The organism is Candidatus Woesebacteria bacterium, assembly GCA_016700095.1.
GTDB lineage: Bacteria > Patescibacteriota > Microgenomatia > UBA8517 > UBA8517.
The window spans coordinates 585,884-598,567 of sequence record CP065002.1 but is presented as its reverse complement, the minus strand read 5'-3'; the positions used below and the strand labels follow the sequence as shown (position 1 = coordinate 598,567).

The 12,684-nt window shown below is 40.2% G+C and carries 13 protein-coding genes; 1 reads left to right on the top strand and 12 read right to left on the bottom strand.

Going from position 1 to position 12,684, the window contains the following annotated elements:
• Window positions 1-8: 8 nt before the first annotated feature.
• The 12 genes from IPM62_02940 to IPM62_02885 all read right to left on the bottom strand — a co-directional run bounded on the left by IPM62_02940 (window position 9) and on the right by IPM62_02885 (window position 11,672).
• Entirely contained in the window at window positions 9-437 is a 429-nt protein-coding gene (locus IPM62_02940; protein QQS39543.1) for a hypothetical protein, read from the bottom strand.
• Window positions 438-950 carry a prepilin-type N-terminal cleavage/methylation domain-containing protein gene (locus tag IPM62_02935; protein ID QQS39542.1) on the bottom strand — a complete coding sequence of 171 codons (513 nt, stop codon included), beginning with the start codon at window positions 948-950 and terminating at the stop codon, window positions 438-440.
• Window positions 951-973: 23 nt separating this feature from the next.
• Window positions 974-1,402, bottom strand: a complete 429-nt coding sequence (locus tag IPM62_02930; GenBank protein ID QQS39541.1) for a prepilin-type N-terminal cleavage/methylation domain-containing protein — start codon at window positions 1,400-1,402, stop codon at window positions 974-976.
• A gap of 2 nt (window positions 1,403-1,404) precedes the next feature.
• On the bottom strand, window positions 1,405-1,851 hold the full coding sequence (locus tag IPM62_02925; protein QQS39540.1) for a type II secretion system protein: 447 nt from the start codon (window positions 1,849-1,851) through the stop codon (window positions 1,405-1,407).
• Complete coding sequence (locus tag IPM62_02920; GenBank protein QQS39539.1) at window positions 1,841-2,446, bottom strand: hypothetical protein; 606 nt, start codon at window positions 2,444-2,446, stop codon at window positions 1,841-1,843. The genes IPM62_02925 and IPM62_02920 overlap by 11 nt, the downstream gene beginning before the upstream one ends.
• Before the next feature lie 50 nt (window positions 2,447-2,496).
• The gene (locus IPM62_02915; GenBank protein ID QQS39538.1) at window positions 2,497-3,318 is read right to left on the bottom strand and encodes a prepilin peptidase; all 822 of its coding nucleotides are present in this window, start codon (window positions 3,316-3,318) and stop codon (window positions 2,497-2,499) included.
• Window positions 3,319-3,743: 425 nt separating this feature from the next.
• The gene (locus IPM62_02910; protein QQS39537.1) at window positions 3,744-4,262 is read right to left on the bottom strand and encodes a type II secretion system protein; all 519 of its coding nucleotides are present in this window, start codon (window positions 4,260-4,262) and stop codon (window positions 3,744-3,746) included.
• A 640-nt stretch (window positions 4,263-4,902) separates the two neighbouring features.
• Window positions 4,903-5,427 (bottom strand): type II secretion system protein, encoded by a 525-nt coding sequence (locus tag IPM62_02905; protein QQS39536.1) that lies wholly within the window; start codon window positions 5,425-5,427, stop codon window positions 4,903-4,905.
• A gap of 279 nt (window positions 5,428-5,706) precedes the next feature.
• The gene (locus tag IPM62_02900) at window positions 5,707-6,915 is read right to left on the bottom strand and encodes a type II secretion system F family protein (GenBank protein QQS39535.1); all 1,209 of its coding nucleotides are present in this window, start codon (window positions 6,913-6,915) and stop codon (window positions 5,707-5,709) included.
• Window positions 6,916-6,925: 10 nt separating this feature from the next.
• A complete protein-coding gene (locus tag IPM62_02895) occupies window positions 6,926-7,990 on the bottom strand; it encodes a type IV pilus twitching motility protein PilT (GenBank protein QQS39534.1) in 1,065 nt (354 codons plus the stop codon).
• 3 nt (window positions 7,991-7,993) lie between these two features.
• Window positions 7,994-9,727, bottom strand: a complete 1,734-nt coding sequence (gene tadA / locus IPM62_02890) for a Flp pilus assembly complex ATPase component TadA (protein QQS39533.1) — start codon at window positions 9,725-9,727, stop codon at window positions 7,994-7,996.
• Window positions 9,728-9,905: 178 nt separating this feature from the next.
• Window positions 9,906-11,672 carry an ABC transporter ATP-binding protein gene (locus IPM62_02885; protein QQS39532.1) on the bottom strand — a complete coding sequence of 589 codons (1,767 nt, stop codon included), beginning with the start codon at window positions 11,670-11,672 and terminating at the stop codon, window positions 9,906-9,908.
• Between the two features lie 312 nt (window positions 11,673-11,984).
• Here IPM62_02885 and IPM62_02880 point away from each other — a divergent pair, with 312 nt between their 5' ends.
• Window positions 11,985-12,584, top strand: a complete 600-nt coding sequence (locus IPM62_02880; protein ID QQS39531.1) for a hypothetical protein — start codon at window positions 11,985-11,987, stop codon at window positions 12,582-12,584.
• Window positions 12,585-12,684: the final 100 nt, after the last annotated feature.

The following is a 12,684-nucleotide window of genomic DNA, read 5'->3' as shown; positions in this document are numbered from 1 at the left end:
CTTTGAATTTATTGCCGTCTCCAATCCGTAAATCGAGTAATGGTGCGCACAACATGTGATCCCGATCCATCATCCCAGCCAATTGCCACATCAGCCTCGGCCTGTACGGCAGTAGGCAAACTGCATAAAACCGCGTTTTCATCCTTGTCAAAACAATTCAGTAAAATTGTTTTACCTGTAAAGTGGGATTGAGTTGCAACGTTTGACACACAGCTGGTCGCCCCATTTGCGATAAATGTATCCCAATTTGCATCCCTTTGTTTCCTTAGACATTCCGTCATTTCCTGGACATATCTAGCAGCAAGTGAACGGTCACGGGCAGCATTGGTATTACCTAGCGTTTTATTCGCCAATGACACAACACCAACAATAATCAAAGCAGAAATACCAACCGTAATTACTATTTCAAAAAGCGATTGTCCTTTATGATTTTTCATTTAATTGATTTGGCCGGCTGCGGTCACTATAATTTGTCGCGATTCAATACTTGCACCACCAACAACTTCGTCAATATCTATCCTATCCGGTCCCGACCAGGTTATCCCTCCGGCAAGCGGTAAGAAAGTAAATTCGAAATCTGAAAGCGTTATATTGGGATATTTTTCGGAAAGATTGACTTCCTTGACAAGATTTTCTCCGTCGCAGTTTGCGTAAACTGCGTAAGATGTTGCGCTTGTTCCTCTCACAACATATCCTTGCAATTCCTTATCGATAGCATGACACGAACTGGCCGGATCACTCGACTTGACCCCACTTGTCGCCATTTGCTGCGCTAATCTCAGGTCTCCTTTCATTTCTCTCACAACAGCTTCGATGTTTTGTCTACTTGCAAACCCACGATAATTGGCAAATCCCACCATAAAGAGTATTCCCATAATCACCAGACCTATCAGAAGTTCAATGAAAGTAAAACCTCGTTGTCGTGTTTGGATATTTATTGGGCGTCTCATGTTTAAACGCAAATCGAAGTACATCATGGATTTAACACTCTATAGCGACAATCTCCACCGCTACATCCCGAACAACCCGAAACATCGTTTGCCGGATCCGGAATTTGCTCTAAAGTCGAACATATCCGATAGCTTGTAAGTGTAATTCTATTGTAAATATAAGCTCCACCAAGTGGGTCAGTGGGGACTGCCTGCATATAAGTGTTTGCTGCTGGTCCTGGACAAGCACCGGTTATCGACGTCCCAAGCGATGCCGGATAATTTCCACAATCAGCCCTGTAAATTTCAAGTGCTGATCTAATCGACTCCAGATCCGCTTTCCTTTTGGCATCCCTGCCGGACTCACGTGCACCTTGCAAACCAAAAATACTAATGGCGGCAAGAATCGCAACAATCATCATTGTTATTAATAGCTCTACCAGGGTAAAACCCTTATTAGTTTTTTTGTGCATAGTTATATTGGGCATGTTGCGTTACTTGGTTGAGTAGTGGAATCACCCGCTTTTCCGTTTGAACAAACCACAAACCATTGAGTTAAATTAGCTGTATTGGGCCGTTCCAACTGCGCCCAGAAAACGTAAGTGTTTGCCGTCGATGCATATTTATAGTTGGGTTGAGAGCCGATTAATCGCGGATCGTCAGGGCAACTGGTTAAGTTAAAAGTAGCGCACAAGGTCGTCGCATTTGCAACTGCATTACTGCTAGTGGCAAACAAATTATTATGCCTGGTTGCGTACACCTCCATCGCCGTTTGATACTGTTTAATGTCGCTTTTGCGTCTCGTATCGCGCGCTTTTTCTTGTGACGTGGGGTACGTAAGCATAACCATGGCAGTCAGAAGTCCCAAAACAGCCATCACAATAAGTAATTCAATAAGTGTAAAGGCAGATTTATTTCGCATTTTTAATTGTTAATTCATTTTCATATTCTTCCAATGATTTATCAAGTGCAGTTTTTTCATAAGCTTTTCCCTGATTGCAAATACTTACTCCGCACAGTAGGTTTCTGGCAACAATTGCTTCACTAAATGCTTCTTCATCTTTTCCACCCTCCATGTACGAATAAAGCTGGAATATTCTCCCGTTTGATATGTATTTATATGATAAATCCTCATTGCCTTTTGGATCCATGGGTAGTACCTCCATATACACTTTACCGCTAATTAAATCCACAATCTTGTCATTTCCCCATGTACATGGTACAAGTCCCTCTAAATACTCATAGGTATTTATTTCTCGATTAATTAGTTTCTCGGCAAGCTCTGCGTGATTTTCCGGTTCACAGGCAATTATTCTTCCATCCGCAGTCGACAAAGGAGCCCTTCCGGTCTCATCCTTGTAATAGGTGAGTGCGCTGACAACGCTATTGGTGTCCGACCTTCTTTGTGAATCCCTGGTCCGTCGCAGTGAAATTCTAAAATTATATAAAGATGCCGTAAGTATTAATGCCAAAATAATTGTAACCACGACACCTTCTTGCCTTGAAAACGGTTTCATTGTAATAATTGTATCAGACTAAAGATATTATGTTAGGGTCTTGGGGGTAATTAATAATACGGTAACATTGGAAATACAAATAGCGGGCCAAAGATTAGTACCATAAAAAATGAAAAAACCAAAAAAGGTCCAAAGGGGATATGTTTACCGAATTTTGCTTTTCCGGTTAAAATTAGAAATACTCCGACAATTGAACCTGTAACAAAGCTTGCAAAAAGAAAGACAAAACTGTTTGGCCAACCGAGAATAAATGAAAGGACGAGAGAAAGTTTTACGTCTCCCAAACCCATCCCGCGTCCCAAAGTGATCAAATTCAGTAATAGGAAAAACGCCGCAACCGCAAAAGCCACCAGTAAATTTTGATACAGCAGGGGGGACGTTCCTAAAACAAACACCAAAAATGCTACCGTAAAAAGTAAGAAAACGGGTTCATCGGGAATTATCTGGTTTTCAAAATCGATAACAAAAATACTTATTAAAATCACTACCGCAAATAGTAAAAGAAATAGCGCACCGATTCCAAATGATTCACGCATCGAACAAACGGTACTAGGTAAAACGGGGAAATTACCTGCAAAGGAACAATTTTTGTAAGCAAAATACATAAGAGAAAAAATTGCCGCCGTCGAGATTTCAATCGAGGGATACCTGCGTCCGATTTTTTTATTACAGCAACGGCTTTTGGAATTAAGCAAGATATAGGAAAATAGGGGAATGTTGTCATACCAACTTATCTTTTTCCCACAGCTATCACAAAACGACCTACCCTTTGCAATGCTTTTTTTTCTTGGTGCGCGATATGAATACGCCGTAATAAACGATCCCATCACGAAACCGCTGACTATAATTAAAAGAAGATAAATTGCCTCCATACCTTAAGACTACTTAATATTTGGGGGTATTACAAGATAATACTGATGTGTGGGTAGATAGTAGATGATAGTTGGTAGATAGCATGTAGCAGGTAGCAGGTAGCATGTAGCAGGTAGTAAGTAGTTGGTAGATGGGAATTTAAATTCACTAATTGACCTAATTTATAATTTCTAATTGATTTCCAATTTGCAATTAGATGAATTAGAGTAATTTATAATTATTGTAATAAATTTCTGTCTTACGTATTTAGTTTTAGGTAGCAGGTAGCATGTAGTAAGTAGCAAGTAGTTGGTAGTTGGGGATTTGAATATTGAATATCAAATACTTAATATCAAATATTGAATAGTGAAAAGAAAATATCGGACTATTTGTAATTTTAATGCGGTTATTTATTAGCCGTTGTTTGTTGTTTGTTGGCTGGTGGCTACTCCACATACGTCTGCGTTCCCGCAGCCCATGGATCAGGGTCATCGACTGAACAAACTGTACCAGCTCGTCCATCTTCAAATGAATAGACAAAGTAGGCTCCACCGACTGTACACTTAAGATTGTGAATATCCGCCTCAGCGCGGGCAAACATAATCGGGTCGAGCAAGGCATCGGTTTCATAACAAAATGTAGGATTAAATACAGGTTGTTCTTGAGATGCGCAATGAACAACATCATTTGCAGTATAGGCAACTCCTGCAGGAAAAGATTTCAGGGTTCCTGCATCAATTAACTCCTGCGCCCAGTTTGCTTCTGTTGGATAACTTGCTTTGTCGGTATAGTAAGCGGCTCCAGCATGACCTAATTGTGTAATTGTAGAAATTCTTCCTGCGTCTCTACTTTGCGCCAAGCGCTCAACTGGGTTAATCACAACAAGCATTACAACAGCCATTACTCCAAGAATGGCGATAACAATCAGTAGTTCAATGAGTGTAAATCCGAGGTTTCTTTTCATGCTAATACTTTAATTTACTGTATTTGGTTAGTAATATGCAAGAACAATACGCGTTTCATTAGTGTTCTCGCATCTAAATCATTATCATTCCCGCAGTCCCTCTTTGTCATTCCCTTGCCGTGTCCTTCCGTAGCTTTCAGCGAAGGAGGAAAAGGGAATCCAGGAAAGAAATATTGGATCCCGCATCAAGTGCGGGATGACAGTAAGGTGAATTGTCATTCCCGCGCGCTTTTGTTATTCCCGTTTTTTGTCATTCCTGCAGTCCCTCTTTGTCATTCCCGCGCACGCGGGAATCCAGAAAGAATGTGGACTGGATCCCGTATCACCTGCCCGCGTTGCTACACAAAGCGTTGTAGGCGGGAGTGTGGGATGACAGTAAGGTGAATTGTCATTCCCGCGAAAGCGGGAATCCAGAAGAGAATATTGGATCCCGCATCAAGTGCGGGATGACAGATAAATATAAGATTTGATTCCACCTTCGCCAATTAGCTACGATGGGCGAGGCAGGTCAAGGATAACAATGTGTAAGTCGGGGAATCCAGAGTATAAATATTGCGAAATTAGTTTAACAAGTCCAATCACTGGATCGATTTCCCACAAAAAAGAGGCATATATTTCACAATGCCTCTTTTTTACGAGATTAGTTAACACAATCTGTATCAGTTGTGGCACTAGTTGGCTCATCACACACGATACAAGTCCTACCTGCACTTGACAGATAAGCAGCATAAGCCGCAGTAGCTGATACACCACACAAACTAATATTCGTCTGGGCTTCTAATGCCGACCAAATTGCAATTTCGGTTGCAGGATCAGCGTCGACATCTACACACCAACCATCAGTATGTCCGGTACATTCGGTTGTCAACGAATTATCAACCATACCAGGAACTTGATTCAATTCTCCGGTTGATGCAAGAGCTGCTAAGGTTTGCGGATAAACCGCTCCTTGTGCTGTGTAATAAGCTTCAGAAGCATGACCCAACTGTGCGACAGTCGAAATCCTTCCTGCGTCTCTGGTTCTTGCTAATTGCTGTACAGGATTAATAGCTACAAGTACAACTACAGCCAGCACACCGAGAATGGCAATAACGATTAAAAGCTCGATGAGGGTAAAACCGGAACGCAAATCTCTAAAATTTTTCTTTAAATTTTGGACAGTCATTTTTTCATTCTCACCCCCTTTTACAAAACTACAAACAAAACTGTTTGATAATTTTTCTTATATTTAAGTATTGACTAGCTTGGCTTGTCTGTCAAGTGTCGGCGTGAAAGTTGTTAATAATACTAAATATTAAAAATTAAAGCGAAGAACTAAAAGTAAAAAACGAAAAGCCAAAAGCATAGGTTAAAATTAAAACCTATCTACTAACTGCTTTCTACCAACTACCTGCTACATGCTATCTGCTACATGCTACCTGCCAACTACTAAATTCCTAGTACCTTAAATTGAGGTCGTCAAATTATAAATCGGCATGATGATGGATATTACGAGAAAGGCGACACCGACTCCAAGAATAAGAAGTATTATTGGCTCAATCGCACTCGTCATTGCTTTGACCTTTTGGTTACTTTCCACTTCGAAAACATGGGCAACTTTCGCCAAGACCTCATCCATTTTTCCCGTTTCTTCGCCGACTGCCGTCATTTGAGAAAAGATGAAAGGAAATGCCTCGGGATGCCTGGAGAAAGCGAGCGCGACAGGGAAACCCTTTTCAACCATTTTGGCAGAATCATCCAAAGCATCAGAAATTACGACATTGCCAACCACTCCCGACGTGATTGCAAGACTTTCAAGTATCGACACTCCCGAGCCAACCATCAATGACAAAGTCCGCGCGAGATTGGTTAAAATAATTTGTTTTTGCAACGGTCCAAATAGGGGAATACTAAGTATCGTTCCATCCACCCTTCTTCTGCCATCGGGAGTTTTTTTGTAAAGTAAAAAGGAATATCCACCGATAGCTGCCAACACAAGTACGATCGGCCAGTAACTCACCATGAAGTCGGATAATCCAATCAAAAAGCGCGTTGCAAACGGTAATTCGGCGTCGAACTGATCGTACAAATCCGTCAGTTTTGGTATGACAAAAACAAGCATTACAAAAGCCACGGCAATCATACCGAAAATTATAATAACCGGGTAAATCATTGCCGACTTGACCTTACCTTTAAACTCTTCCGAATTTTCCATATTGTCGGCTAAGCGAAGCAACACCTCATCCAAAACTCCCCCGGTTTCTCCTGCTTTGATCAAAGCGACATAAGTTTTGGAAAAGACATTGGGGAATTTCGACATAACCGAAGATAACGACTGACCTTCTTCGACTTCGGCTAGTACTTGTGAAATAACAGCTTGCATTTTTCCACTTGATTGCGACCGCAAAATTAATAGCGATTCAGTAAGTGGAAGTCCCGCATTTACCATTGTCGCAAACTGGCGGGTAAAATTAGCAATATCACCGCTACTTATACGTTCCGTAATACCACTAAGAAGATTAGCAAAGGGGATGGCGTTTTTGGGCACCATCGAAATAACCGTCAATTGCTTTTCGCGAATAAGTTTAACTGCCAATGATTCATTTGATGCTTCCACCTCTCCTTTAATCTCTTTACCAGCTTGGTCTTTGGCTTTGTATTTATAACGTTGCATTGTTTGAAGGTTAATCTTTGGTAGTTCTAACCAGTCTTGCCAATTCTTCGGGTCTAACCGAATATGTTTGGGCAACTTCGAGTGTGATGCGGCCTTGCTTGACGTGAGTAGCAAGCGACATTTCCAGTGTGCGCATACCCATTTCCGTCGAGGTCTGAATAATATTATCTATCTGGTGGGTTTTACCTTCGCGGATGGAATTTTTGATAGCAGAAGTACCAAGCATCACTTCATAAGCCACTACACGTCGTCCGTCAATGCCCGGAACTAAACGCAGAGAGAAAACCGCTTCAATTACATTTGACAATTGAAGCCTGATTTGCTGTTGTTGTTCTTCGGGAAAAACATCGACTATCCTGTCAATTGTTTGTGCCGCGGAATTGGTATGAAGTGTAGAAAAAACTAAATGACCGGTTTCCGCAACAGTAATTGCGCTCGAAATCGTATCGTAATCGCGCATCTCGCCAACAAGGACAATATCAGGATCCTCGCGAAGTGCGCTTCTAAGGGCAACTTGCCAAGAATGAGTATCAAAACCCATCTCGCGCTGAGAGATCATGGAGAGCTTCGGTGTAAAAATAAATTCAATCGGATCTTCAATGGTCACAATGTGCTCCGCACGATTATCGTTTATCTCATCAATCATCGCCGCAAGAGTTGTTGATTTTCCATGACCCGTTGGTCCCGTAACTAAAATAAAGCCCTGCTTTAATCCCGTAAAAGAATGCAAAATATGTGGAAGTCCCAAATCCTCAATCTTTGGCACCCGAAGAGGGATTGCACGGAAAGCAATCGCATAATTGCCTTTTTGCGTATAAGCGTTAACCCTGAAACGTGCCTTTTCGTTAAAGGAAAGCGAAAAATCAATTTCTTTATTTATAGAAAGTTTCTCAAATTGCTCAGCAGTAAGAATGTCTTTGACATATTTCTCAACAACTTCTGCGGTAACGATTCCGGCGTCACGAATGGGTGCCAAAACTCCTTCAATTCTCAAGTGGGGTGCTATACCAGCCAAAATATGTAAATCGGATGCGTTTTTATCTACTGTCAGTTGTAATAAATCTTTTATGCCCATATTTTATTCTTGTGCAACACGTAGTACTTCTTCTAATGTAGTTGTCCCTTCCAACACTTTCAAGTACCCATCTTGTTTCATGGTTATCATTCCTTCCTCAACAGCTACCTTATTAATCGCTCCTGCCGCTGATCGCTCTAATATAAGCCTACTTATTTTTTCGGTAACTGGCAATACTTCAAATACTCCCATCCTTCCATGATAGCCTGTATTGTTGTTTTCTTTTGTCGGTAAACCTTTGTAATAAATAATTTTTTTGTCTTTCGGCCAAAGCGTTCCTAACTCATTTTTCATGTCTTCAATCGCCTTTGGACTGGGATGATCTTCCTCTTTAGAATTCTCATCAATTTTTCTAACGACACGCTGAGCGACAATTGCCGTCATCGACGATGACAAAAGATATGGCTCGGCACCCATATCCAAAAGTCGGGGAAGTGCTCCCGCCGCATCGTTCGTATGAAGTGTTGCAAAGACCAGATGGCCAGTCAAAGACGCTTGAATAGCTAAATCGGCTGTTTCCTGGTCGCGAATTTCTCCCACCAGAATGACGTTGGGGTCTTGCCGCAAAAACGACCGAAGACCGGATGCAAATGTAAGTCCTGCTCCCGGATTTACCTGAACCTGGTTGACACCTTGGATTTTGTATTCGATCGGGTCTTCCAAAGTTACAATGTTAATTTTGGGTGTATTAATTCTTTGAATAATCGAATACAAGGTTGTTGTTTTACCCGATCCTGTTGGTCCGCAAATAAGAATTATGCCGTGTGGCCTTAAAATCGCATCTTCCAAGTTTTTCAGTGCTCTGCCACGAAGTCCAAGATCGGGCAAATCCGGTACACCACCGGTTTTTTTCAGTAACCGCATTACAATTTTTTCACCCCATGTGGTAGGCAAGGAAGAGACGCGAAGGTCGACTTCCTGATCTTCCGAACGGAAATTGAATCTACCATCCTGGGGAATACGCTTTTCGTCAATTTTTAGACCTGAGAGAATTTTAATCCTGGAAACCAGGGCTTCATGAAGTTCTCTTGGGGTTGTTAATTTCTCTTGCAAAATTCCGTCAATTCGATATCTGACTCTTGTAGCATATTCTTGCGGTTCAATATGTACGTCGGACGCTCGTGCTTTCATAGCAAAACTTAAAATATGAGTGACAATTTCCGCCACTTTTTCTTCTCGGATTACACCCGTACGGGAAGTATCCATCATACGTACTTGCGTGGCACCCGGTGAAACGTCTTTTAGTGCAGCGGTAACCTCTCTTGCCAGAGTAGAGGAGTAACCGGTTGCGATCAGGTTTTCTACCGTTGTCGGATCAGCAGCATACGGTTTTACCATAAAACCGGTACGTTGCTCGATAAATTCGATAGCCGTCAAATCCAAAGGATCAGCCATCGCGACATTTATTAAATTATTCACCGAATCGATGGACACAGGAAATGCCCTAAACCGCTCAGCTACCGTTTTAGGCAACTTGGAAAGTGCTTCGGGGGAGGTGGGTACAGTACTTAAATCCAGATAGGGGATGTTGTACAGGGCAGCCTTAGCTTTCGTCAAATCACTTTCACTCACGATGTTTTGTGTTTTTATGATTTCTTCCTGAGGTTTACCGGTTTGAATTTCCGTGAATTTAATCTGTTTTGCTTTATCCGAGTTTATAACACCTTGATCCGCCAATATATCAGCCAGTGTTTTCGTATCCACACTATCGGGAAATGTATTTGTTTGGGCAGTCATAACTTATTAATAATACTATTTCAGTATAGCAAGATAATATTAGTATGTCATTGAAAAAACGATCATACCATTAATAACAAATTTGAATGAATAAAAACTAAATTAAAAAGAAGTGGCAATGTGTTGACCGCGAAATATTTTAAATACCAGTTTTTAAAATGTTTCTTTTGCGGCACTATTAATCGACGTTTATCTGCAAATTCCAAAAGTACTTATATAAACTTTCTCTAGCCAAAAGTGCATGATGTGATCCTTCCTCGACAATTTTTCCATTATCCATCACGATAATTTTGTCAGCTCTCATCGCAGTAGAAAGCCTATGAGCGATAATAATTGTCGTTTTATTTTTGACAGCTTGCCAAAAAGCTTCCTGAATAAGTTTTTCATTTTCGCTGTCTAACTGACTTGTTGCTTCATCGAAAACAACAATGTCAGGATTAGACAAAACCATACGGGCAATTGCAAGTCTTTGCTTTTGTCCGCCGGACAATTTCACACCCCGCTCGCCAACATTCGTGTCGTATTTTTTCGGAAGCGTCATTATAAAATTGTGTAAATTCGCAAGCTTTGCAGCAGAAATAATTTCATTCTTTGTGGCATGTGACTTTCCGTAGCCGATGTTATAACCGATCGTGTTGTTAAACAAAACTGGTTCTTGCGGCACAATTCCCATAAGACTTCTCAGATACGACTTATCAAATGCTTTGATATTTACATCATCAATTACAATGCTTCCGGCGGTTAAATCGTAAAAGCGCATCAGAAGTTTTACCAACGTCGTTTTACCCGAACCCGATCGACCCACAAGTGCAACAGACTGGCCCTGACGAATATTCAAAGACAAGTTATTAATAGCATTTTTCTTACCTTCTTTATACGAAAAAACTACACGGTTGAATGCGATTTCACCACGAACGCTGTTGAGTGTTACCGGAGTTTTCGGATCTTTTATCTCAGGTTCCAAGCCAAATACATAAAAATATTTTTGAATATCAGCATAGTTTTTTGCGAGATTTCTGAAATCCCAAATCATTGCGAAAAGCCTGGGATACACGGTACTCATAAATGCTCCAATAAGGACAAAGTCGCCCAGTTCGATTTGTCCTTCAACCGAAAGATAGAGTGCGAAAAGTAAAATAAACGCCATTGTAACGATATTGATTAGAGAAAGTGTGATATCAAAAACCCTAAACGAATTCGCGAAACCCCAAAGGCTCTTTGTCCAGATGGCAAATTTTTGTTCCAATCTGCTTATCTCAAATTTTTCTTTTGCAAAATATTTAACAGTTTCAAAATTTACAAAATTGTCAACAATTACACCCGAAATCTCATCTTCGTCTTTCAGGTGATTCGTGCGTTTATCAATGTTGTAATTAACTATATATTTAGCCGCAATCAAGCTTATTACGATTGAGACAACAACTATAAGAGAAATATAGAAATTTATTTTCCCAAAAAAGTAAATCATAACTCCAAATTCGACCAACGTGCTGTAAACACGAAAATGCAGGTCATGAAATATTCCAAAATAAGCACCATCGCCACGTTTGACGGAGCTAATCAAAGATCCCGTACTTTTTGTCGTATGATAGGCAAAATCAAGCTGTTGGACTTTTTCGACGACTCTTATACGCGCAAGTTTTGCGGAATCGATTAAATTCACATCTCCTAAAGTGTGAGCCAAAACACTAAGTAACATTTCAACAATCCTTACAATTACAAAAAATCCCAATATTTTTACCAATAATGTAAGGTTCAACGAGGGAATAGCATCAACAAATATTTTGTAAAAGTAGGGGAGAGTTGCATAAATTGCCGATTGAACGGTTAAGATAACGACAAAAAGGATATACCAACCTCGTTTTCCGGCAGCAAAATTCATAAAGTGTTTTGCCACAACAGAAAATCTTGGCAAATCTTTCTTCCTTTTTAACTTTGTTGTCATAATAAATTTCTATAAGACATTACTTACACGTAGTTTGTCGTATTTTTTACGTGCGATTACCTCTACACAATACGTTAACAGGTAAAAGTAGTAAGTTTAATAAAACAAAAAACGCCGCCAAAAAGCCCAAAAATAATTTTATCAATTGTTTTTTTTGACAAAAAAGAGGCTTAATTGTCGTGAACAACTATTATAGCGCATTTTAGTCTCGTTACCAAAACCCTACATGTTTCATTTGTACAGCCCTTTCGCATCAAATTGTAACAATGTCGTTTCCATTTTCTCTGGCAGTATTAAATGTTATATTTAGCTATGCATGCATATTTACTTGTAGGAAGTGGTGGTGATGCCATAAATTGCGAAATTGACAAGTTGGTGAAAAGAATAAGTGCTAAGGTTATTGAATTTGAAATTAAAAAAATTGAAGACGTACGAAAGCTAATCGGTTTTACAAAATTAAAGATCGATACAGCAACGATTGTTTTGGTTAACAATCTGCAAGATCTGTCACACGAAGCGGCAAACGCCCTTCTTAAAAGTATCGAGGAGCCTCAGGTGAACTTGTTCTACATTTTGGTCACAAATAATATTCATAAAGTAATTCCCACCATTACTTCGCGGTGTCAGGTTATTTACATAACATCTCAACCGGCGAACGTTTCCCAAGAAGCACTTGACTTTGACGCGATGACCATCGGCGAAAAACTTACATTTATATCACAAATTAAAGACCGAGAATCCGCTTTGCAATTTGCCGAAACGCTAATAAATTACTATCAACATGATTTACAGGATAAAGTCGATATCCGTGCCGCAACTAATGTGAAGTCTGCCGATAAATTGTATCTGGCGCTATTAGATAATGGTAATGTCAAACTTCAGTTGCTTAACTTTATTACGCATCTTGTTTGACAATTCTACCCAAGGTATACTATAAACTACTACAGTTGTAAGTTACATTAACGTGAACTTACATAAAATCACTGATTTTAAATTACTGCACTTGTTCCCG